A 24,009-nucleotide genomic window follows, 5' to 3' on the forward strand; every position below is an offset into this window, starting at 1 on the left:
CTTTTGATGTTCAGTTCAGTAATGATTATCGTAGGTTGCTTGTCAGCAGTTTGCTTTGGTTAAGGGTGGCCTTATGTTCAAAACGTTCTACTTCGTCGAACTTTACATTGTGTTTATCATACCAACGCTTGACAGTGTCTGTTTGGTCAGCAAAAAGGGGCGGTAGCGACAGTTGTTGACCCATAGTGGAGGCTGGTTCTTCCAATGCAAAACCAGGCGCAGTAGTTGCTAATTCGATTCGGTTATCGGAGGGGTCACGAACATAAATACTTTGAAACCAGCCCCGGTCACGATAAAGTTCAATGTCCAAACCGAGTGATTGTGCCCGTCTGTAATAACGAAACAGTGTTGATTGATCCGGAACTTGTAGTGCGATGTGATCAACGCTGCCGCGGCCCATTCGCGAGCGGTGTTTTGAATCAGGCGCTGATGTTAGGGTGATGGCTGCGCCGCTCGATGGAAGGGGGATTTGATGATTAAAGTCGTTGAGCCCCAGCCAATCCTGATAGAAGGTGACTGTTTCTGAATAATTAACATAGTCAATATTGGTTCCAAGCAGACCCACTATTTGATTCTCCACGGGAACATCATTTGGCACCTGTTGCCGCTCCGTTAATTGACGATCCACTTCGACAAAGGTTAACAAAACACCATCCGGATCTGTGACTATTAACCCACTAGCGCTGAGCTGTGGATGAAAGTTGGCCGCCTCAAGCCGCTTTTGCCAATAGGACGTCGTGTTTCGAGGGATGCCGATCCGGATGCCTGTTAGTCCGTGGTTTGCTTCTTGACGTTGGCCTAAGCGGTCTAAAACAAAAAAGGTGATCACGCTGCCAGGCTCGCCCAAATTATTACCGTAATAAAGGTGTCTAATATGAACGGCTTCTTGATTGACGGAATTTTTAACGAGTCTAAGACCGAGTACTTGAATGTAAAATTGTGCATTAACGGAAGCATTACCGGTCAGTAATGAAATATGATGTGGCGAAAAAAGCATGATACCCCTCCTCAATATCAGTTGAACTTGATCATATTTTATACCGAACACGCTCAAAATGCTTGGATTGGTGCCGTTGGTTGTGTTTTTGGCGCTGGGATGCTATACTATGACATGTAATTTAAGACTCTTAATCTAAGAGTGAGCCATTCGTGGCTCGCTCTTTTTTCAGGGCTAAATGAGGAGGTGGAAAACTTGAGCAGTGTGACAGAAACGGTTACCCAGATGGTTCAGCCCATCGTTGACGAACATCATTTTCAGCTTGTGGATGTTGAATTTGTCAAGGAGGGTAAAAGCTGGTATTTGCGCGTCTACGTGGACAAACAAGGCGGTATTACCATTGATGACTGTGTCATCGTGAATGATGCTCTGAGTGCGGAGCTTGATGCCGCTGACCCAGATCCCATTCCCCAAGCTTACTATTTAGAAGTTTCCTCGCCAGGCGCGGAACGGCCACTTAAAAAAGAAGCCGATTTTGAAAGCGCAGTTAATCAGTACATTCACATTTCACTGTATCAACCGATTAACAAAGTGAAGGTGTTTGAAGGTACTTTGGCTAAACTTACGCCGGAAACATTAACGTTGAATCATAAAGTCAAAGGGGTTGCTAAAACAGTGACGATTGAACGCAAAGCCATTGCAAGTGCCCGTTTGGCGATTGATTTTAGTGGTATTTAAAACACAACTGACACAGCGATCGTGGCTAAAGTCGCGAATCGTTATCCTGACGGTTCATGTAAGGAGTACTAGGAAATGAGTAAAGAATTGGTTGGGGCGCTAGACGCTCTTGAACAAGAAAAAGGGATCAAAAAGCAAGTCGTTATCGAAGCGTTGGAAGCCGCGTTAGTTTCTGCTTACAAACGGAATTATAATCAGGCTGCTAACGTTGATGTTGAGTTTAATGAACGTAAAGGCGACATTAAGGTCTATGCAGTTAAAACTGTGGTTGAAGATGTCGAAAACGACCAGTTACAAGTAAGTCTACAAGATGCCGTTGCTATTAACCGTGCCTATGAAATTGGCGATGAAATCAAGTTTGAAGTCACACCGAAGAACTTTGGTCGGATTGCCGCTCAGACTGCTAAGCAAGTCATCATGCAACGAGTTCGTGAAGCTGAACGTGGTTTGGTTTACGATGAATATAGTCAGTACATGGATGAAGTCGTTACTGGTGAAGTTGAACGCCAGGACACGCGTTACTTGTACGTCACGTTAGGCAGTGGTTCTAATACGGTAGAAGCCGTTATGGCTAGTTCAGACCAGATGCCAAACGAGACTTACAAGATGCACGATAAGATCAAGGTTTATGTTTCACGGGTTGAAAATAACCCTAAGGGACCACAAGTGTTCGTTAGCCGGACACACCCAGAGTTACTAAAACGCTTATTTGAAGAAGAAGTGCCAGAAATTTATGATGGGACTGTTGAAATCGTTTCGATTGCCCGCGAGGCTGGTGATCGTGCTAAGATTGCCGTAAAGTCCAACGATCCTAACTTGGATCCTGTTGGTACCTGTGTTGGTCCTCGTGGTCAGCGTGTCCAATCTATTGTTAATGAATTATCCGGCGAAAACATGGATATCGTTGAATGGGTGGATGACGAAGCGCAATACGTTGCAAACTCACTGAACCCGGCTGAAGTTGTTGACGTTGTGTTTGATTCTGAAAACGAGCGGGCCTGCACGGTTGTTGTTCCGGATTATCAATTGTCATTAGCCATTGGTAAACGTGGACAAAATGCCCGTTTAGCTGCTAAGCTGACTGGTTTCAAGATTGACATTAAGTCAGAAACTGAAGCTGCCAACTTGTTTGAAGATGCGGATGATCAGGAGTATGTTGAAGCTGGATCAGACGTTGAGGTCGACAAGCCCGATTTTGAAAAGGGCGAAGACGACGATCAGTCCGAAGAGTAGACTGGCACTAGTTTTTAACCTTAAGGGGGAATTGTGATGCATCAACGTAAAGTACCCATGCGTAAAGACATCGTCAGTGGCGACATGTTTCCGAAAAAAGACTTGATTCGTGTAGTCAAAAATAAGGAAAATGAAGTCACAATCGATCCAACGGGTAAGCAAAATGGTCGTGGCGCCTATGTGACCATTGATACAGCGACGGCTAAAAAGGCACAACATGAGCATAGCTTGGACAAGGCGTTTGGAATGAAAGTTGACGACGCCTTCTATGAAGAGTTAATTGCTTACGTCGATCACCAGCAAGCCCGGCGCGAGTTGTTCGGGGACGATCACAAATGACCCCAGAACAGCAATTATTAAACCTTCTTGGCCTGGCACAACGGGCGGGCCAGTTGGTTACAGGCGAACCCATGGTATTGGCAGCGATTAAAGCAGGTAATATTCGTTTTCTGTGGGTTGCAAATGACATGGGCGCAAGCTCAAAAAAGAAGTTAACTGATAAAGCAAGCTTTTACCATGTACCGGTCAGTACCGCATTTAGTGTTGCGGAACTGAGTCAGGCTACGGGACGACAACGTTCAGCATTAGGCGTCAGCAACGCTGGCTTCGCCAAAAAAATGCAAACGTTATTGGATAAAATGAAATGAGGAGAGTGAAAGGATGGCCAATAAGCGAATCTATGAACTCGCGAAGGAACTTAATGTTTCCAGCAAGGAGCTCCTAACGAAGGCAAGCGCCAAGGGGATGAGTTTTAATAATCACATGGCGACCATTAGTGATGCTCAAGAAAAGACGTTACGTGGGATTATTAAACCGACTGTTCAAGCGAAAGCTGCCAATGCAGCGGCAAATGAAAAGTCTGGTGATAACGCACCTAAACGCAAAGTCGTTCACCATTTGATCAACAATAATAAGAAATCGGACCGTCGTCATACTAATTTTGGCCGAAACGGGGCCAACTTACACGGCGAAGGGCGGATCATGAATTTGAGTAATCCACGGACGAATAATCGTCAAACAAAGCGTCAGCAAGAACAGCAGTCAACTGCACCACGCTCTCAAGCGCCTGCTTCACAAACTGCAACGAGTACTGCGGCTAAAGCGACATCACAAGCTGTTCAGTCCACTGCAACTTCAGTGACTGCTTCGTCAACTGTTAAATCAACGACGCCTCGTTCGCAGGCGGCTGCTAAGACAAGCGCTACAAGTCATGCACCGCGTTCTGCTGCTACTCATACGACGAGTCGACCAACTCAGTCTCGACCGGCTGCTAGAAACACTGATCAACGTAACGGCGGTAACAATAGTTCACGCAATAACAATAATAATCACACAACGGCTAACCGTACTGGTCGCACCAACAGTTCGCATTCAAACGGACGTAATGGTGGCTATAACAGTAACAACAACCGTAATGGTAGCAATACTAACAATGGTGGCCGTGACAATAATCGTAGTTATGGATCACGTAACAACAACGGCTCCAACAATTCTGGTAACTCAAACAACCGGAACAGTACCAACTCGCGCAACACGAGTTCGCGCACTTCGAGCCGACAAACTGCTAATGTCGGTGCATCGTCATCCAATAACAACAGCAATGGCAGTGGTCGTAATAACCGTTTCAGTAATAGTAGCAATGGTAACCGTTTTGGCAATAACAACCGTCGTGGTGGCCGTGGCCAACAACAATATGGACAGAAGCACCAAAAGCGTAATAAACGTAATCAACGAATTAAGCAGACTGCCCAAGCACAGCCAGCACCAACTCGTAAGGAACGTCCATTACCAGATGTATTGATGTATGACGTTGGCATGAACGCTCAGGACTTGAGTAAAATCTTGCACCGTGAGACTGCGGAAATCGTTAAGAAATTATTCATGCTGGGTGTCATGGTTAACCAAAACCAAAGTTTGGATAAGGATACCATTGAAATTTTGGCAGCTGATTACGGTATCGAGGCTCAAGAAAAGCCTAAGGAAGATATTGCCGATATCGACAAATTCTTCGAAGAGCAATCGACAACTGATCCAACTAAGCTAGTACCACGTCCACCAGTTGTAACAATCATGGGTCACGTTGACCATGGTAAAACAACACTGTTGGATCAACTGCGTAATTCTCACATTACGGCTGGTGAAGCCGGTGGGATCACTCAGAAGATTGGTGCTTATCAAGTTGAATTAAAGGGTCGTAAGATTACCTTTATCGATACACCAGGACACGCGGCCTTTACCGCTATGCGTGCACGTGGTGCTGACATTACTGATATTACGATTTTGGTCGTTGCTGCTGATGATGGTGTTATGCCTCAAACAATTGAAGCTATTCACCACGCGCAAGCTGCTAAGACGCCAATTATCGTGGCCGTTAACAAGATTGATAAACCAGGTGCCAACCCGAACCATGTTATTGAACAGTTGTCTGCTTACAATTTGATTCCTGAAGACTGGGGTGGCGATACCATCTTTGTCGAAATTTCAGCCAAGTACGATAAGAACCTGGATGAATTGTTGGACATGATTCTTTTGCAAGCTGACTTGATGGAACTCAAGGCAGATCCAGAACAGCGTGCTCTCGGTTCAGTTATTGAAGCACGTTTGGACAAAGGTCGTGGCCCTGTTGCCACTGTCTTAGTTCAAGAAGGTACGCTTGAAGTCGGTGATCCAATTGTTATTGGGAACACTTACGGACGGATTCGAACCATGAACAATGATCGTGGTCGGACCGTTAAAGAAGCTACACCTGCAACACCAGTGGAAATCACAGGGATGAACGATGTACCAGAAGCCGGCGACAAGTTTGTTGTCTTTGAAGATGAAAAATCTGCTCGGGCAGCTGGTGAGGAACGTGCTAAACGTGCCTTAGTTGAAGAACGCTCTCATGCTAACCACGTGACGTTGGACAATTTGTTCGACACCATGAAGGAAGGCGAAATGAAGGAAGTTGACGTTATCATCAAGGCCGATGTTCAAGGTTCTGTTGAAGCGTTAGCAACTTCATTCCAGAAGATTCAGGTTGATGGTGTTCGGGTTAACATTATTCATCAGGCCGTTGGTGCCATCAATGAAAGTGATGTTACTCTGGCCGAGGCTTCAAATGCGATCATTGTTGGATTTAATGTTCGTCCGACCGCTCAAGCCAAGTCGCAGGCTGATAGCGATGGTGTGGACATTCGTTTGCACAACGTTATCTACAATGCTATTGATGAAATTGAATCAGCGATGAAGGGCATGCTTGAACCTGTCTACAAAGAAGAAGTTACTGGTCAGGTTGAGGTTCGTGAACTTTACAAAGTTTCTAAAGTCGGTACTGTTGTCGGTGGTATGGTTACAGAAGGCTACATCAGTAGCGATGCCGGTGTTCGTCTGGTTCGTGATGGTGTCGTCGTTTACGAAGGTAAGCTGGGCTCTCTACAACGGTTCAAGGATCAGGTTAAGCAGGTTAAAGCCGGTTTTGATCTTGGTCTAACCATAGCTGGTTATAACGACATCAAGGTTGGCGACGTTATCGAAGCCTTCGTGATGAAGGAAGTTCCCGTCGAATAATCTCGGTAGTCTAGTAAATTCAAGTAACGTTAGGAGTGAAAGACGATGCCAAATAAGCATTATCGTGTGGGTCGCCTGGAACAGGAGATTCAACGTGAAGTTGCTGATATTTTGCTTAAGCGGGTCCGTGATCCTCGTGTAGCCGGTGTCACTATTACCGGTGTTGAGGTAACGGGCGACTTGCAAGAAGCAACATTGTATTACAGTATCTTGTCCGATAAGGCGAGTGATAACGAAAAGGCTGCAGCTGGATTGAGTAAGGCCAGTGGTTTGATTCGTAGTGAACTTGGCAGTCGGCTAAGCATTTACAAGACACCAGAAATCACGTTTGAGCAAGATAAATCCGTTCAGTATGGTAATCATATTGATGAATTAATTAATAAATTACATCAACAAGAACGTGACTAATCCTAAAAAGCGACTGCCAAGACTGGCAGTCGCTTTTTAGTTTTTGCTAGGTTATAATTGTGACCGTTATTAATTCAAATTGATGGGCCACTGTACGTTGGCCTATTCTTAAAAGATGAAGTGAGGTTATCGCTGCCATGGAAGGCATTTTGCCGATTAATAAGCCGCGTGGAATGACGAGTCATGACGTGGTCTTTAAACTGAGAAAAATATTGCACACAAAAAAGATTGGCCATTCTGGAACATTAGATCCCAATGTTGATGGTGTGTTGCCTATCTGTGTGGGACCGGCTACGAAGGTTGTGCCATATTTAATGGCTTCAGGAAAGGTTTACCGTGGCACAGTGACGTTGGGATTTGCCACGGAAACTGAAGATTTAGACGGGGCGGAGATTGCTCGAAAACACTTAACGCAGCCATTTACTGATGCTCAAATTTTGCACGCCATGATGGGGTTGACTGGCGACATCGATCAAATTCCACCGATGTATTCAGCAGTCAAAGTTAATGGGCGGAAGCTATACGAGTACGCTCGGGCTGGGGAAACAGTTGAACGTCCAGTACGTCATATTCATGTCGATCGTTTTGAACAAACGGGACCAACTAGTTTCGATAAAGAAAGCGGAACTCAAGTGATTCCGTTTGAGATTGGGTGTGGTAAGGGGACTTATGTTCGAACGCTTTCCGTTCAATTGGGTGAAGCGTTGGGCGTCCCTGCTGTTATGAGTGATTTGACACGTTTGAAAAGTGGCGGTTTTGATCTGTCACAAACAGTCACTTTAGAACAGGTTGCCGACGCAATGACCGAGGGTAATATAAATCAGTATTTATTGCCAATTGATGTCGCGCTGGCCCACTATCCTGTTACAGAACTAACGTTAGCAGAGTGGCAGATTGTGACAAACGGCGGTTTTTTGTCGCCTTCTGTATTGGTTGATCAAGGGGTCACTGCCCTTAAGTTTCAGAATCACATTAAGGCGCTTTACCAATTATCAACTGACGGTAAAGTAGCCAAACCACTGAAAATGTTTTCGAATCATCTGTAATGGGTGTGAATTAAAATTTTTGATATTGAAGGTGCGAAACATTGCAAGTTATTTATTTACGACATCCATACCGACCAGAACAAATTCCTGATGGACCGGTTGTTTTAGCAATGGGATTTTTCGATGGTGTGCATATTGGTCACCAGACGGTAATTGAGTGGGGGCGTAAACTGGCCAATGAGCGGGGTGTCAAACTTGCGGTGTTGACCTACACGCATCATCCTTCAATTGTTTACAAAACATCCGTTGACTCTTTTCGCTACTTATCAACGTTTGACCGTAAACTAGAATTATTAAATCAGCTCGGTGTTGATATTGTGTATGGAATTAGTTTTACCTCCCAGTTGTCGGCAGTTGCCCCACAGGAATTTGTTGACGATTACATGGTTGGCTTACATGCAGTGGCCGTGGTTGCCGGATTTGATCATACGTATGGCAAGAAGGCCATCGCCGGGATGGCACAATTACCGGCTTATGCTAAGGGGCGTTTTGATGTGGTTGAGGTCAAACAAGTGGCCATTGACCAAGCAAAGGATAGTTCGACTCGAATTCGTCAGTTAATTGATGACGGTCAACTGGCAGAAGCCAACGAGTTGTTGGGATACACGTACCAAACTACCGGAATTATTGTTCACGGTGAGGCGCGTGGGCGGACATTGGGCTATCCAACGGCCAATGTTGATCCGACAGCGAGTGAACGGGTTCCAGGCATTGGGATTTACGCAGTGTGGCTCCAAATCGGTCAGCGATGGTATCCGGGCATGGCGTCAATAGGCCGCAACGAAACGTTTGGTGAACATCGGCCTGTCACTATCGAGATTAATCTGCTTGATTTTAATCAGGAGGTTTACGGTGAAGAGGTTAAGGTCGCTTGGGGCGCATATCTGCGCGGTCAAGTTAAGTTTGACGGTGCTGATGCTTTGATACGTCAACTAGATCAGGATGCTGCCGATACACGGGTGTTCATGGCGAAACACCTCGAAGGACCCGTTGAACATTTATCGATGAAACAGTAACTTTTAACGAAAGAACGGTTTTTTCCATATTGGGAAAGAAGCCGTTCTTTTATTGTTTTTAGACGGAAGATACTGTGCAATTCGATCTATCATTTGACGGTTAAGTGCGTTGAAAAAAATAATTAACAAAAGATGTTTGAACTCGCCAAAATTGTTTGACTTTGTTTGACCAAGTTGTTATATTAGTAACTGTTCTTAGCACTCAAATAGCGTAAGTGCTAAAAGGGGTGATTAAGACGCTAACAGAACGACAAAAAGTGATTTTGCAAGCTATTGTGCGTGAGTATACGGAAACCGGTGCGGCAGTTGGGTCTAAGGCCCTCGCAGCCCGCTTGCCAATTCACGTTAGCTCTGCAACAATCCGCAATGAAATGGCATCGTTGGAAGAACAAGGTTATGTTCAAAAAGAGCATACGTCTTCGGGACGGATTCCATCACTGGCAGGTTACCGTTACTATGTTGACCATCTGGTTAATAATGATGCGGTGGCACATGCCGATATTCAGTTAATTCAAAATGAATTGAGCGGTTCTTTCAATAAGATTGATGAAATCATTGAAGAGTCAGCAAATTTATTATCTGAATTGACTTCTTACACTGCGTTCACGCTCAAGCCTGAACAGGCGGATGCGCGACTAAGTGGGTTTCGGTTGGTGCCTTTAGGCAATCGACAGGTGATGGCAATTTTGGTGATGGACAGCGGTGAAGTTGCTAACCAAACGTTCACGATTCCACGCTCAATGTCCAGCGATCAGCTGGAAACAGTAGTTCGTTTGATTAATGATCAGTTGGTTGGCTTGCCGATCACTGAGATTGTGGACAAACTACGTGTGGAAATCCCTGCGAAAGTTGGTCAGTACATGCAGACACCGGAAGGCTTTTTACAAATTTTCGGTCGTGTGCTGGACCAAGCAGCTACTGAACGTTTCTTCGTTGGTGGTCGCTTAAACTTGCTGAACTTTTCTGTTAACCACAATCCGCAGGACTTAAAATCACTGTATCAATTGTTTGACACGTCGGATGACATCGCCAGTGTTTTAAGCCCACCGGACAATAAAGTGCAGGTGAAAATTGGTAATGAGATTACCAATGATTTGCTAAAGCATTATAGTTTGGTTACAGGAACTTACGATGTGGGTTCCCACGGAAGAGGTATGATTGCCGTGTTAGGTCCAACGCGGATGCCATATTCGCGGATGATTGGTTTAGTTGGTGCATTCCGACAAGAACTGGCCGCTAAGCTTTTGGATTATTATCGAAACCTGGATGACTAATTTTTTTAACAGTCACCAGTGGTTTGACTATAAAATTAAATGGAGGTGGCAGTTTGTCAAATAAAAAAGAAGCCCAATCATCAGCAGCGAAAGATGATCAACAAGCTAAGGCAAACGCAGCTAAAGCGAAGGATCCAACGGCTAAGGACATTAAGAAAAAGGTTCAACAGCCAACGGGAAATGATACTGTCGATCAATCTGCTGAAATTGATAAGCTGAATGATAAGTTGGCAGAGAAGGATGATCAACTACTTCGAGCACAGGCAGAAATTGCCAACATTCAACAGCGGCAAAAGAAGGAAACTGCGCAGTTGATGAAGTACGATGGTCAACAACTGGCGCACGATGTCGTTCCCGAGTTGGATAACCTTGAACGCGCGTTGAATACGGATGTTCAGGATGAGGCTGCAAAGCAGTTGAAGCACGGTGTTGAAATGGTGTATAACCACCTTCAAAATGCTTTGAAGGAAAATAACGTGACGGAGATTGAAGCGCTCAACAAACCGTTTGATCCAACGCTGCACCAAGCAGTCCAGACCACACCGGTTGGCCCTGATCAGAAGCCGGACACCGTTGTGGCGGTGCTTCAAAAGGGCTACATGCTTAAAGATCGCGTTTTACGTCCAGCGATGGTCGTTGTCGCGCAGTAAGCAATTAGATTAAATAATAAGGAAGTTTATAAAAATGGCTAAAATTATTGGAATTGACTTAGGTACTACGAACTCAGCGGTTGCTGTTCTTGAAGGCAGTCAACCAAAGATTATCGCTAATCCAGAAGGTAACCGGACAACGCCATCCGTTGTCTCATTCAAGAATGGTGAAACACAGGTCGGGGAAGTTGCCAAACGGCAAGCAATCACTAACCCTAACACCGTTCGTTCAATCAAGCGTCACATGGGTGAAGCAGGCTACACGGTTGATATTGAAGGTAAGAAATATACGCCTCAAGAAATTTCAGCAATGATCTTACAGTATATCAAGGGTTTTGCTGAAGATTACCTTGGTGAAAAGGTTGAACAAGCGGTTATTACTGTTCCTGCATACTTCAACGATGCTCAACGCCAAGCTACCAAAGATGCTGGTAAAATTGCTGGTTTAAATGTTGAACGAATCATTAACGAACCAACGGCTTCTGCTTTAGCTTATGGTTTGGACAAAAAAGACAAAGATGAAAAAATCTTAGTCTACGACCTTGGTGGTGGGACATTTGATGTTTCTATTCTTGAATTAGGTGACGGTGTATTTGATGTCCTGTCAACGAATGGTGACACGCATCTTGGTGGTGACGACTTTGACCAAAAGATCATTGACTGGTTAGTTGATGGCTTCAAGAAGACCAATGGTGTGGACTTATCCAAAGACACCATGGCTATGCAACGGTTGAAGGATGCTGCTGAAAAGGCCAAGAAGGACCTGTCAGGTGTTAATGAAGCGCAAATTAGTTTGCCATTTATTTCCAGTGGTGATAACGGCCCATTACATTTGGAAGAAACATTGTCACGTGCTCAATTCAACCAAATGACGGCTGACTTAATCGAACGGACTAAGACACCTGTTCAAAACGCTTTGCGTGATGCAGACTTGTCAATGGACGACATTGACGAAGTTATCTTAAACGGTGGTTCTACTCGGATTCCAGCTGTTCAAGAAGCTGTTAAGGACATGGCCGGCAAGGAACCTAACCACTCCATCAACCCTGATGAAGCCGTTGCTCTTGGTGCCGCTGTTCAAGGTGGTGTTATTACTGGTGATGTGAAGGATGTTGTTTTGCTTGATGTTACGCCATTGTCACTTGGTATCGAAACCATGGGTGGTGTCTTCACGAAGTTGATTGATCGTAACACAACGATTCCAACATCTAAGAGTCAAACATTCTCAACTGCTGCCGATAACCAACCGGCTGTTGATATTCACGTGCTCCAAGGTGAACGACCAATGGCAGCTGATAACAAGACATTGGGTAACTTCCAATTAAGTGATATTCCTGCTGCACCTCGTGGTGTCCCACAAATTCAAGTTACGTTTGACATTGATAAGAACGGGATCGTTAACGTTTCCGCTAAGGATATGGGAACGAACAAGGAACAAAAGATTACCATTAAGAGTAACTCCGGTTTGTCTGACGACGAAATCGAACGGATGAAGAAAGAAGCCGAAGAAAACGCTGACGCGGACAAGAAGCGCAAGGAAGATGCTGACCTTAAGAACGAAGTCGACCAATTATTGTTCCAAGTTGACAAGACTTTGGAAGAACTTAAGGGCAAAGTTTCTGATGACGAAGTTAAGAAGGCAACCGATGCACGCGATGCATTGAAGAAGGCTCAATCTGACAACAACGTTGAAGAAATGAAGACCAAGAAGGATGAATTGAACAAGATCGTTCAAGACCTTACGGTTAAGTTGTATCAACAAAATGCTAGCTCCGGACAAGCTGCTGATGGTTCAGCTGCTGGTCAGGATGATAGTCAAGCAGGTTCTGCTGACGGCGATGGCAAGACGGTTGATGGCGACTTTAAAGAGGTTAACCCTGACGACAAGAAGTAGTCTTTCGCATAAGAAATAGCGATACAAGAGTCAAAGGCGCATGCGCATCTTTGACTCTTTGTGTATGTGAAGACCATTTCTGTGGTAAACTTACGCAATACTAAACAAAAGGCAGAAGCTCATGGTATTCGGTACTAGGTTATCGACATGACAAGCTTTAATTGGGGGTTCACACATGTCTCAAGGAAGAGACCCGTATGACGTGCTCGGCGTGGGTCGGGATGCGTCTCAGGATGAGATTAAAAAGGCGTTTCGTAAACTTTCCAAAAAGTATCACCCGGACTTGAATAAAGCCCCAGATGCTGAGGAAAAGTTTAAGGAAGTTGCTGATGCTTACGAAAAGATTGGCGATCCGCAAAAGCGCCAACAATATGACCAATATGGTGATGCTGGGCAGCAGTTCGGCGGTGGCCAAGGTGGTTTCGGAGGTCAGGGCTTTGGTGGCTTTAGTGGTGGTCAAAGCTTTGGCGGTTTTGACGATATCTTTAGTCAAATGTTTGGGGGCGGTGGTGCATCTCGCCGCAATCCAAGCGCACCGCAACCTGGTCAGGACTTACAGTACTCGATGAGCTTAAAGTTCGAAGAAGCCATTTTCGGTAAAAAAACGACAATTAAATATGACCGTGAAGAAGTTTGCCACACTTGTGGTGGTAACGGGGCTAAGCCTGGTACCTCTCCGGTAACGTGTCATAAATGTGGTGGCACTGGCTACGTTGAAACAGTGCGCAATACACCACTGGGTCAGATGCGTTCACAACAAGTTTGTGACGTTTGTGGCGGTACTGGTAAAGAGATTAAAGAAAAGTGCCCAACCTGTCACGGGACAGGTCACAATACTGAAAACCACGAAATCGAAGTCACTGTTCCTGCAGGTGTCGACGATGGTCAACAAATGCGCTTACAAGGTCAAGGTGAAGCCGGAACAAATGGCGGTCCTTACGGAGACTTATACATTGTCTTTACGGTTCAACCAAGTAAAGATTTTCAGCGTGATGGCGCCGATATTTACTTCAGTCAACCGTTGACGTTTGCTCAAGCGGCGTTAGGTGACGAAATTGAAGTGAAAACCGTACATGGTAACGTTAACTTGAAGATTCCAGCTGGTACGCAGACTGGTACTAATTTTAGGTTGCGCGGCAAGGGTGCACCTCATTTGCGCGGCAATGGTAATGGTGATGAACGCGTTACAGTAACGGTTCAAACACCTAAGGGTCTTAATAAGGCTCAAAAGGATGCACTTAAAGCTTTTGCCAAGGCTAGCGGTGAAGATGTCCCAACTGGTCATGGCGGTCTATTTGGCCGACGTTAATAAGCAGTTGAATGGAAATGAATGACAAGGCGTATTCTGCGGTAAAATAACTGCAGAGTACGTCTTTATCTTTATACTAGCGAATTGAAGCCTGCCGATTGTTTGAGCACTAGTGGAAACTTTAGGCGACCATTTGTTTGATATAAATTGTCGCAGGCCAAGATCATTGGTATAATAAGTGTTTAGAATTCAACGTCATCAAAAGGTAATGTGTGACAATACCGAAGATTAGCTTCGTGAGTCACAGGGAGGAAATGCGCATGGATCTAACGGAAATGCAGGAACGACAGCGACATATTCGAAATTTTTCGATTGTTGCCCATATCGATCACGGTAAATCAACCTTGGCTGATCGCATTCTAGAGCTGACCGATACTGTGTCCAAACGGGAAATGCAGAATCAAGTGCTGGATGACATGCCGCTGGAACGTGAACGTGGGATTACGATCAAATTAAATGCAGTGGAGCTACACTATCACGCGAAGGATGGGGAAACCTATATCTTTCACCTAATTGATACACCTGGACACGTGGACTTTTCTTATGAAGTCTCACGCTCATTAGCGGCGTGTGAAGGGGCCTTATTGGTGGTAGATGCTGCTCAGGGTGTAGAAGCTCAGACATTAGCGAATACGTATTTAGCGTTAGATAATGATCTAGAGATTCTGCCGGTTATTAACAAAATTGATCTGCCATCGGCTCAGCCAGAAGTTGTTCGTCAAGAAATTGAAGAAGACATTGGCATTGATGCATCTAACGCCGTTTTAGCTAGTGCCAAAAGCGGGATTGGGATAACTGATATTCTTGAGCAAATCGTGCACCAGGTGCCTGCGCCGACAGGTGATTTGGACAAGCCATTAAAAGCGTTGATTTTTGATTCAATCTATGATGATTACCGTGGTGTTGTTTTGAGCCTTCGAATTATGGAGGGAACAGTTAAGCCTGGCGACCACATTCGTTTGATGAATTCGGGAACAGAGTATGAAGTGACTGAAGTTGGTGTTAACTCACCTAAGCCAATCAAACGTGATGTGTTGATGGCCGGAGATGTTGGCTACATCACCGCATCCATTAAGGACATTGCGGATACGCGAGTGGGTGATACGGTCACAGACGCGGTTAATCCCACTGAAAAGGCCTTGCCGGGTTATCGTAAAATGAATCCAATGGTCTACGCAGGGCTATATCCAACTGATAATGGTAAGTACAACGATTTGCGTGACGCTTTGGAGAAGTTACAGCTTAACGATGCGGCATTAGTCTTCGAACCGGAAAAATCGCAGGCATTGGGCTCAGGCTTTCGTTGTGGATTCCTAGGAATGTTGCATATGGACGTGGTTCAGGAACGGTTGGAACGTGAGTTTGATCTGGATTTAATTACCACGGCACCTTCTGTTACGTACCATGTGGATATGACAGATGGTTCTCAAGTCATTGTGGAAAACCCGTCTGAAATGCCGGATCCTTCCAACATTAAAACGATCAATGAGCCTTACGTTAAGGCAACCATCATGGTGCCAAACGATTATGTTGGCGCAGTGATGGAATTATGCCAACGCAAACGCGGTGACTTTGATACGATGGCATATCTTGATGATCACCGGGTAAACGTGATATACTACATGCCATTATCTGAAATCATCTTTGACTTTTTTGACCGCCTTAAAAGTAGCACCCGTGGTTATGCATCCTTAGATTATGAGTTGGATGAATACCGCCCAGGTGATCTTGTTAAGATTGATATTTTACTGAACGGGGATAAAGTTGATGCGCTGAGCTTTATTGTTGCGCGTGAATTTGCAGCCAATCGTGGTCGAACCATCGTTGGTCGTTTGAAAACGATTATTCCTCGTCAGAACTTTGAAATCCCGGTTCAGGCGGCCATTGGCGCCAAGGTAGTGGCACGATCTGATATCAAGGCTTATCGGAAGGATGTAACGGCTCACCTGTATGGTGGTGACCGCACGCGTCGGATGAAGCTACTTGAAAAGCAAAAAGCCGGTAAGAAACGGATGAAGGCCGTCGGAATCGTCGATGTGCCACAAGAAGCATTTATGGCTGTCCTTCAGACTGACGAAGAAGAAAGCCATAAAACGAAATAATTGTTCATTTGACATTGACTATTGGTGAATTAATGAGCAAAATAAGAAAGACAAATTGGAGGTGAGCGTGTGTTAGCACGGACCAAAACGTTTTTGAAAGCAAGTCAGTTTAAATATGAGAAGACGTACATTCGGCCGATGATGGTGCCACAACACGTGTACGTCCTCCGCTTTGGTAAGAAGAAGCTCAATAACCGTTTGATTGCAAAGTACAGTCATAGTTGGACTGGGCGGTTAAAAATTGACGAAATTGATCTTCGTCTTCACGGACAACATAATCCACGGGTATTTCAAGATGAAAATGAGTTATTGAAATACTTGGCCAGCCATATCTTGACAGATGATGGACGGGAACGATATGCAAAAGTTCGGAAAGCGGCTGAACGTGAAGAACACGTTGGTGAATGAACTCACGGTGTGAGCGCCTTCGGTGTTTTAAGCCACTGATAATAACTGATTAATATCTCTTTGTGTCGAGTAGTAGATTAATTCGGCGCAGGGAGATTTTTTTGCTTCAAGGGCTGAAAATCGGCACACTGTATCCAATAGGTACGACGGGTGTAATAGGTTGTTAATCTAGTGGTTTCAATAGTTGGTTATAGAAATGATAAACTGACGGTACAAGCTCAGTGATGGTATTTTTAGTTAATTTTTGGGACAATAGAGTTCAGAAAAAGGTTGGAGGTCAAGATCAATGAAGGTAATTGAATCATTTGGCACACAAAGTATCGATGAACGGGCTGCGATGATCGATGGCACTCGGCCAACGCCCAATGTTGGAGAGCATGACGTTCGCGTTAAGATTACGGCAGTATCAGTTAATCCTGTCGATACCAAGTTACGACAAGCACTAACAAGCCAGACTGTAGGCACAATTCTTGGTTATGACGCAGTGGGACAGATTGCTGAAATTGGCAGTGCTGTTGATCATTTTAAGATTGGTGATCGTGTATTCTATGCGGGTAGTACTGCCCGTGATGGTGCCAATGCTGAAGAACAGGCAGTTGACGCCCGTTTGATTGCACATGCCCCTGAACACTTAACGGATGCGGAGGCCGCAGCGTTGCCACTAACGTCATTGACAGCTGGCGAGGTGCTCTTCACTAAAATGGGTTTTAAAATGGCTGCTGATGCCAACGTCGGTCAACAACTGTTAATTATTAATGGTGCTGGTGGCGTAGGATCTGTCGCTATTCAACTGGCTAAGTGGGCAGGATTGACCGTTTCAGCAACAGCGTCACGTCCAGAAACTCGTGATTGGGTCAAAAAAATGGGCGTTACTCACATTTTTAACCATCGTGAAGCCCTGGCGCCTCAAGTGGCCGAAGCGGGAATCAATTTCTTTGATGGTATCTTAATTCTGCACTCAACCGATCAGTATTTTGAAACAGCGGCAAAATTAATCAAGCCGTTTGGTCATGTGGCATCCATCGTCGAGAATCGCGAGCCGCTGCCAATGGGACTATTGAAGAATAAGGCTGCTAGTTTTGATTGGGAATATATGTTTGCAAAAAGTGATTATGGTGTCGATCTCAACTCCCAAGGTCAATTGTTAGCAAAAATCGCCGAGTTAGCAGATCAACAAATCTTGCACACGACGTTAACCACGACGATTGATTCAGGCATCAACGCTGACAATTTGCGGGCTGCACATCAATTAGTTGAAGCCAACAAGATGGTCGGTAAGGTGGTTGTTACCGGACCGTTTAACGGCAGTGAAAAAGCCTAATTAATTTTTAAAAGTGAAAGGAAGAAAACTAAGGTGCAGTGGACAGAAGTAAGCGTAACAACGACTAATGAAGCGGTAGAGGCTGTGAGCAACATTTTAATGGATGCTGGTGCATCTGGTACTAAAATTGATGACGCAGCGGATTTTGCTGCATTGCAACCAGAATTTCCTGGTGAACTACTGGATAAGCGAGATTTACCACATTTGACTCATGGTGCTGTGGTGACCGCTTATTATTCTGAGACCATTGAACTCTCAACGATTATTCCGACAATTGAACAACGGATTAACGAGCTGGATAGTTTTGGCTTGGATGCCGGACCGGCAACCGTGTTGCAAAAACCAGTTGCAGAAGCCGACTGGGCGAACGTTTGGAAAAAATATTATCATCCAGTACGTGTTACGCGTTATTTGACGGTTGTTCCCAGTTGGGAGCATTATCAGACGGCCGACAAAAACGAAAAAACGTTAATTCTCGATCCTGGCATGGCGTTTGGTACTGGTACTCATCCAACGACGGCATTGATGTTACAGGCATTGGAATTAACCATTCGTGGCGGTGAAACGGTACTGGACGTTGGTACAGGATCTGGTGTGTTATCTATTGCAGCAAAACAGCTTGGCGCTGGTGAAGTTTTTGCGTATGACGTTGATCAAATTGCTGTAGACTCGGCTAAAAGCAACTTAGATCTCAACCCAGTTGCTAAGGATGTCCATGTGAGTGCCAATGACCTACTAAAGGGCGTTACACAAACAGCCGACATCATTGTTGCCAATATTTTAGCCGATATTATTGTGCCATTGATTCCGCAAACGTGGCCGTTGTTGCCAAAGGGTGGTCTGTTTTTAACGAGCGGCATTATTGCGGATAAATATCCGTTGGTCGTTGGCAAACTGAGGGAAGCTGGTTATCAAGTTGTCGAAACCTTGCGGCGTGGTGACTGGTATGGCATTATCGCTAAAAAGCCGGAGGCAAACGACTGATGCAACACTATTTTTTGCCGCATGACTGGCAACAAACAACAGAATTCCAGTTAGACGCGGCGACATACAAACATTTTGTTCAGGTACTGCGTGCCACAGAAGGCACTGAAGCTGAGTTTGTCACACCGTTACACGAATTATTGGTTGCACGACTAGTTAAGCTGGATAGTGATCAGCGAAGCGCGACGATGCATGTGGAACGCAAGCAAACCGTTGATGTGGAATTACCAGTGCACGCCCGCATTATTTGTGGGGTTCCCAAGGGCGATAAAGCCGAATTAATTACGCAAAAGGCCACCGAATTGGGCGTTCATGAAATTGTTTTTGTACCTACACAATGGTCAGTCGCTTCATGGAAGCAAAAGGCTGCTAAAAAGTTGTCACGATTACAGGTGATCGCAACTAATGCTGCTCAGCAATCACACCGTCTTGCGATTCCTCAATTGAAATACGCGAGTTCTTTAAAGGAAGCGGCAACAATGCCCGCCGACTTTAATCTGGTAGCTTGGGAAGAGTCGGCCAAAAAACAAGAGACTGGTCATTTAGTTCAGACATTTGAAAAAATGCGGATTGGTCAGACAATCAATGTCATTTTCGGACCGGAAGGCGGACTGACGGTTCAAGAAGTTGATGACCTGACCACAAATGGTTATGTGGCCGCGGGATTGGGACCGCGAATTTTACGAACCGAAACGGCGCCATTGTACTTTTTGAGTGCGCTATCTTATGCCGTTGAGCTGCAAAAAGATTCAAAAAATGTAAATTAATGAAAATTAATCGTGACGCTGTTCGGTAAATTGGCTATAATGTTCAACATAAATTAAAATTTGATGAAAAGCGTGGCGATTCAATGACAGGTCTGAGGGCACATAGTGGTTGGCAGTATTGGTTACTCGGTTTATTTTTTGGCGGTTTGTTACCATGGCTGGCTAATGCCAGTAGCATGACCGTTTACCATAAAGTAATGTGGGTGTTACTTGGTATTAATGGTGTATATGCGCTGGTAAGTGGCTGGCAAATTGGTCGGTCGCAGCATGACAGTTGGCGTGTTTTGATTTTCCCAGTGTTGTTTGCGCTGTTCACATATTTCTTGAAAGACAATGCACATGAATACGCCTATTACCTTGCAATTGGGTATGCGTGTGTTAGCTATTTTGTGAGTGGTTTCCACACGGGTTTTACCACTGACCACCGTTCGCTTTCGGCTCCTGCGCATCAAGCGAAGACAGTTGCTGCCGGTAAATTAGCGGTTGGTCGTTAATGACTTAGATTATGTTGCTGCCAGTGTTAGGTGATTACCTAGGACTGGCATTTTTGCTATCAATGGCTTACTGTAAGCGTTAGATTTAAGCGTAGGCATTGTTTAATTTACCTTTTCGGGTAAAATTAGGACAACAATAAATGCATTTGGGGTGAAATAATGTCAAAAGAACATATTTGGACAGCTGATGAAGTTATGGCTCAGGTCAGTTCTTACATGAATACAGAGCACGTGGCCCAAGTGCGGGAAGCGTATGAGTTTGCGGCTAGAGTTCACGCTGAACAAAAACGGCAGTCTGGTGAGCCGTATATTATGCATCCAATTCAGGTAGCGGCAATTTTAGCTGATCTGCGAATGGATCCAGAAACGGTCGAAGCCGGTTTTCTTCACGACGTGGTTGAGGATACGGTTGCAACACTTGATGACTTGCGTAATGAATTTGGCAATGATGTTGCTGAAATCGTCGATGGCGTCACTAAAATTGGTAAGATTAAATATCGCTCCAACAAAGAACAGTTAGCAGAAAATCACCGTAAATTACTACTCGCGATGTCACATGATATTCGCGTCATCATTGTGAAGTTGGCGGATCGATTACACAATATGCGGACCTTACAGCATTTGCGCCCAGATAAACAGCGCAGAATTGCGAACGAAACGCTGGAAATTTATGCACCATTGGCTGATCGGTTAGGGATCAGCACCATTAAGTGGGAACTCGAAGACTTAAGCCTGCGTTACCTCAATCCAGAACAATATTATCGGATTGTTCACTTGATGAATTCCAAACGGAATCAGCGAATTGAGATTATCAATGAAGCGATTGGCGAACTTAAAGATGCCATTAGCGACTTACACATCAAAACGGAAGTTTATGGTCGGCCAAAGCATATTTATTCCGTTTACCGCAAGATGGTCGACAAGCATAAACAGTTTGATCAGATTTATGATTTGTTGGCCATTCGGGTTATTGTTCAATCAATTCGTGATTGTTATGCGGTTTTAGGTGCAATTCACACGCACTGGACGCCAATGCCAGGGCGGTTTAAGGATTACATTGCGATGCCTAAGGCAAATATGTATCAATCCCTTCACACGACCGTTATCGGCCCTGAAGGCAAGCCATTGGAAGTACAGATTCGGACGGAAGAAATGCATCGGGTGGCCGAATTTGGGGTTGCCGCGCATTGGGCTTATAAAGAAGGGCAAACGGATGAAGTTCAGGAAACCAGTAACGGCGATCGGCTAAATTGGTTTAAGCAAATTATTGAACTACAGAACAACGCCACCAATGCTGATGACTTTATGGAAGGCGTGAAGGGTGACTTGTTCACGGATTCCGTTTACGCGTTCACACCTAAGGGTGATGTACTAGAATTGCCAAAAGGTGCCGGACCGTTAGACATGGCTTACATTATCCATACGCAGGTCGGTAATCATACGACCGGGGCAAAAGTCAACGGTAAGATTGTGCCGCTGGATTCTGAAATTAAAACGGGTGACATTGTTGATATCATGACGTCACAGAATTCCAGCGGTCCAAGTCGTGACTGGGTTAACCTAGTCCACACAAGACGCGCACGTAATAAGATCAAACAGTATTTCCGTAAAATGGATCGTGAAGAAAATATTGATGCTGGTCGCGACATGATTACGCACGAATTGCGTGAGCTCAATTTTGATCCTAAAGAGATCATGACAGATGCCAAACTGGAGAATGTAGCAGAACGGATGCATTATCGTTCAGCAGATGATCTGTTATCTGCCATTGGTTTTGGGGATGCTGCTCCGCGCGGCGTCGCAAATCGTTTGACTTCGGACGAGCGGGCCAAAATTGCTGCTGACAAACAAGCTGAGACGGAACGGGAAATTCTTACCGATAGCAGTGAAAAGAGCGAAGAAACGCAGGAAACCACTGCTAAAGCTGATGCCAAACAATCGTCCTCTGATGGGGTCATCATCGAAGGCGTTGACAATCTTCTTGTTCGCTTGAGCCACTGTTGTTCACCAATTCCAGGTGATGCGATTGTCGGTTACATCACGAAGGGTCGTGGCGTTTCTGTCCATAGAGCTGATTGCCCTAACGTTAAATCGGCAGAAGAGCACGGTGAGCGAATTGTGGACGTCGAATGGGATGATCCGGAAAATAACCGGACTAACTACAACGCTGATATTGAAATCCGCGGTTATAATCGGAATGGTTTATTGAATGATGTTCTACGGATGATCAACAACACGACTAAGTTCTTGACTTCTGTGACCGGTAAAGTGGACCATAATAAGATGGTCGTCATTTCTGCGACGGTTGGTGTCCGCAATCTGGAGGTTCTTAACCATATTATGGACAACGTAAAGAACGTCCCAGATGTGTACGAAGTGCTTCGGGCAACACACTAATCGGATTTTGGTTGTTTCGTAGTCCGATTTTGGGAGGATATAGATAATGCGTGTTCTGTTGCAACGAGTAAGTCAGGCTAGGGTAGACATTAATCAGGTGACCGTTGGGCAAATAAACCATGGATTGTTACTACTGGTTGGCATTGCACCAACGGATACACAGGCTGAAGCGGATTACCTTGCTCACAAAATTTTAAATTGCCGTATTTTCAGTGATGACAATGACAAGATGAATTTAAACATTCAGGATGTTGCCGGGCAGATTTTGTCCGTTTCTCAGTTTACGTTGTACGCTGATTTAGCAAAGGGTAATCGACCAGGATTCTCTAATGCTGGTCAACCATCTATGGCAGAGCCATTATGGCAGTACTTTAACGAACAGCTTGCGGTGCAAGTGCCGGTTGAAACGGGTAAATTTGGTGCTGATATGCAAGTGAGTTTGGTTAACGACGGCCCCGTAACCTTGATGTATGAAAGAAATCATCAATAATAGTTTGAGGCGATTAGCGGATTTATTGCGCTGATCGTCTTTTTAGTTCACCTGAGTATTTCAGGGCAAACAAAAACCGTGATGACATTTCTGCTCACGGCTAAATTGGTTTCATATAAATTTATTTATTTTAGGGTGATTAATAATTATCGAGTATTTGATCGACCGCACTTGCATAGGTGAGGCCAAATAAGTTTAGATGCACTAAAAGATAGTAAAGACGGTAGAATGGCAATCGTTGATCAAACCCCTTAGCAAAGGGAAAGACACTTTGATAGCCATTGTAGAAATCTTCGTTGAACCCGCCAAAGACAGTAGTGACACCAATATCAAATTCGCGGTCACCGTAGTAAACATCTGGATCAATTAAGACGGCACCACCGTTGTCGTCAAACATGAAGTTGCCTGACCAAAAATCTCCGTGTAATAAAGATGGTAATGGTTGATAGTCAGAATATAAGTCCAGAAAGACTTGGCGTGCTTTTTGATAATGGGCTTCCCGACTTGGATTCCAATAATGATTGACCTTGGCTAAATCCACGACAGCGTCCAAACGTTGTGTCGTGAAAAAGGTGCCCCAGTCTGCTTGCCATTGATTATGCTTAGGAATTTTGCCGATGAGAAAATCATGATCAAAACCATATTGCTGATTAGGGCTGACTAGCTGGTGAACCTTGGCCAGTGCTTCGCCAACCGCTCGTTGATTACCTGTGGTGCCTTCGTTGATCCAACTAAGTAGAAGAAAAGCGTCGCCGTCGATTTCTCCAGTCGCCAATACTTGTGGGACAGTCGCAGCTTGGCCTAATAGGGTCAGCCCATCAATTTCATGCTGGAAAAAGGCTTGGGGATGGTTAGGCTGAACCTTCAAAAATTGAATGCCATCACTCGTGTCAAGGCGGTAGGCCTCGTTCACATCACCACCGTGAACGGCGGTCACCTGATTGATCTGATGAACTGGTAGTTGCTCAAACCATGTCTTTTTTCTCATCGTA

Annotated in this window: 22 protein-coding genes; 20 read left to right on the forward strand and 2 right to left on the reverse strand. The window is 44.9% G+C overall.

All coding sequences use genetic code 11. The features are described 5' to 3' along the window. Positions 1 to 25: 25 nt before the first annotated feature. Positions 26 to 997, reverse strand: coding sequence for a VOC family protein (locus GB992_RS03400; RefSeq protein ID WP_161001216.1), 972 nt, complete (start codon positions 995 to 997; stop codon positions 26 to 28). A 195-nt stretch (positions 998 to 1,192) separates the two neighbouring features. On the opposite strand from GB992_RS03400, the gene rimP reads away from it, so the two are divergent. The 20 genes from rimP (at position 1,193) to dtd (ending at position 23,017) form a co-directional block, all read left to right on the forward strand. Then, on the forward strand, positions 1,193 to 1,675 hold the full coding sequence (gene rimP / locus GB992_RS03405) for a ribosome maturation factor RimP (protein WP_161001217.1): 483 nt from the start codon (positions 1,193 to 1,195) through the stop codon (positions 1,673 to 1,675). A 75-nt stretch (positions 1,676 to 1,750) separates the two neighbouring features. Beyond that, a complete protein-coding gene (gene nusA, locus GB992_RS03410) occupies positions 1,751 to 2,908 on the forward strand; it encodes a transcription termination factor NusA (protein ID WP_161001218.1) in 1,158 nt (385 codons plus the stop codon). A gap of 36 nt (positions 2,909 to 2,944) precedes the next feature. Beyond that, positions 2,945 to 3,247: an RNase P modulator RnpM gene (gene rnpM, locus GB992_RS03415; protein WP_161001219.1), complete on the forward strand. Its 303-nt coding sequence runs from the start codon at positions 2,945 to 2,947 to the stop codon at positions 3,245 to 3,247. Then, on the forward strand, positions 3,244 to 3,555 hold the full coding sequence (locus tag GB992_RS03420; protein ID WP_161001220.1) for a YlxQ-related RNA-binding protein: 312 nt from the start codon (positions 3,244 to 3,246) through the stop codon (positions 3,553 to 3,555). Before rnpM ends, GB992_RS03420 begins: the two co-directional genes overlap by 4 nt. 13 nt (positions 3,556 to 3,568) lie before the next feature. Beyond that, positions 3,569 to 6,457 (forward strand): translation initiation factor IF-2, encoded by a 2,889-nt coding sequence (infB, locus tag GB992_RS03425; protein WP_161001221.1) that lies wholly within the window; start codon positions 3,569 to 3,571, stop codon positions 6,455 to 6,457. 45 nt (positions 6,458 to 6,502) lie between these two features. After that, a complete protein-coding gene (gene rbfA, locus GB992_RS03430) occupies positions 6,503 to 6,865 on the forward strand; it encodes a 30S ribosome-binding factor RbfA (RefSeq protein ID WP_017261976.1) in 363 nt (120 codons plus the stop codon). Positions 6,866 to 7,002: 137 nt separating this feature from the next. Continuing rightward, positions 7,003 to 7,911 (forward strand): tRNA pseudouridine(55) synthase TruB, encoded by a 909-nt coding sequence (gene truB / locus GB992_RS03435; protein WP_161001222.1) that lies wholly within the window; start codon positions 7,003 to 7,005, stop codon positions 7,909 to 7,911. A 41-nt stretch (positions 7,912 to 7,952) separates the two neighbouring features. Beyond that, the gene (gene ribF, locus GB992_RS03440; protein ID WP_161001223.1) at positions 7,953 to 8,927 is read left to right on the forward strand and encodes a riboflavin biosynthesis protein RibF; all 975 of its coding nucleotides are present in this window, start codon (positions 7,953 to 7,955) and stop codon (positions 8,925 to 8,927) included. A gap of 230 nt (positions 8,928 to 9,157) precedes the next feature. Further along, a complete protein-coding gene (gene hrcA / locus GB992_RS03445; RefSeq protein WP_026017153.1) occupies positions 9,158 to 10,201 on the forward strand; it encodes a heat-inducible transcriptional repressor HrcA in 1,044 nt (347 codons plus the stop codon). A 53-nt stretch (positions 10,202 to 10,254) separates the two neighbouring features. Continuing rightward, the gene (gene grpE, locus GB992_RS03450; RefSeq protein WP_161001224.1) at positions 10,255 to 10,851 is read left to right on the forward strand and encodes a nucleotide exchange factor GrpE; all 597 of its coding nucleotides are present in this window, start codon (positions 10,255 to 10,257) and stop codon (positions 10,849 to 10,851) included. 28 nt (positions 10,852 to 10,879) lie between these two features. Continuing rightward, positions 10,880 to 12,745 carry a molecular chaperone DnaK gene (dnaK, locus tag GB992_RS03455; RefSeq protein ID WP_161001520.1) on the forward strand — a complete coding sequence of 622 codons (1,866 nt, stop codon included), beginning with the start codon at positions 10,880 to 10,882 and terminating at the stop codon, positions 12,743 to 12,745. Positions 12,746 to 12,920: 175 nt separating this feature from the next. Further along, positions 12,921 to 14,054 carry a molecular chaperone DnaJ gene (dnaJ, locus tag GB992_RS03460; RefSeq protein ID WP_017261970.1) on the forward strand — a complete coding sequence of 378 codons (1,134 nt, stop codon included), beginning with the start codon at positions 12,921 to 12,923 and terminating at the stop codon, positions 14,052 to 14,054. Positions 14,055 to 14,314: 260 nt separating this feature from the next. Beyond that, on the forward strand, positions 14,315 to 16,156 hold the full coding sequence (gene lepA, locus GB992_RS03465) for a translation elongation factor 4 (RefSeq protein WP_161001225.1): 1,842 nt from the start codon (positions 14,315 to 14,317) through the stop codon (positions 16,154 to 16,156). Positions 16,157 to 16,225: 69 nt separating this feature from the next. After that, positions 16,226 to 16,564: a hypothetical protein gene (locus GB992_RS03470; protein ID WP_161001226.1), complete on the forward strand. Its 339-nt coding sequence runs from the start codon at positions 16,226 to 16,228 to the stop codon at positions 16,562 to 16,564. 286 nt (positions 16,565 to 16,850) lie between these two features. Beyond that, on the forward strand, positions 16,851 to 17,885 hold the full coding sequence (locus GB992_RS03475; RefSeq protein ID WP_161001227.1) for a zinc-binding alcohol dehydrogenase family protein: 1,035 nt from the start codon (positions 16,851 to 16,853) through the stop codon (positions 17,883 to 17,885). A gap of 33 nt (positions 17,886 to 17,918) precedes the next feature. Continuing rightward, positions 17,919 to 18,869 carry a 50S ribosomal protein L11 methyltransferase gene (gene prmA, locus GB992_RS03480; protein WP_161001228.1) on the forward strand — a complete coding sequence of 317 codons (951 nt, stop codon included), beginning with the start codon at positions 17,919 to 17,921 and terminating at the stop codon, positions 18,867 to 18,869. Next, positions 18,869 to 19,636: an RsmE family RNA methyltransferase gene (locus tag GB992_RS03485; RefSeq protein ID WP_161001229.1), complete on the forward strand. Its 768-nt coding sequence runs from the start codon at positions 18,869 to 18,871 to the stop codon at positions 19,634 to 19,636. The genes prmA and GB992_RS03485 overlap by 1 nt, the downstream gene beginning before the upstream one ends. A gap of 83 nt (positions 19,637 to 19,719) precedes the next feature. Further along, positions 19,720 to 20,130 carry a hypothetical protein gene (locus GB992_RS03490; protein WP_161001230.1) on the forward strand — a complete coding sequence of 137 codons (411 nt, stop codon included), beginning with the start codon at positions 19,720 to 19,722 and terminating at the stop codon, positions 20,128 to 20,130. Positions 20,131 to 20,289: 159 nt separating this feature from the next. Then, a complete protein-coding gene (locus GB992_RS03495) occupies positions 20,290 to 22,527 on the forward strand; it encodes a RelA/SpoT family protein (protein ID WP_161001231.1) in 2,238 nt (745 codons plus the stop codon). A gap of 46 nt (positions 22,528 to 22,573) precedes the next feature. Then, positions 22,574 to 23,017 (forward strand): D-aminoacyl-tRNA deacylase, encoded by a 444-nt coding sequence (gene dtd, locus GB992_RS03500; RefSeq protein WP_161001232.1) that lies wholly within the window; start codon positions 22,574 to 22,576, stop codon positions 23,015 to 23,017. Positions 23,018 to 23,156: 139 nt separating this feature from the next. On the opposite strand, the gene GB992_RS03505 is transcribed toward dtd, so the two are convergent. Next, a complete protein-coding gene (locus GB992_RS03505; RefSeq protein WP_161001233.1) occupies positions 23,157 to 24,005 on the reverse strand; it encodes a fructosamine kinase family protein in 849 nt (282 codons plus the stop codon). Positions 24,006 to 24,009: the final 4 nt, after the last annotated feature.

The sequence above is a fragment of the Furfurilactobacillus milii genome (assembly GCF_009863985.1).
Classification (GTDB): domain Bacteria; phylum Bacillota; class Bacilli; order Lactobacillales; family Lactobacillaceae; genus Furfurilactobacillus; species Furfurilactobacillus milii_A.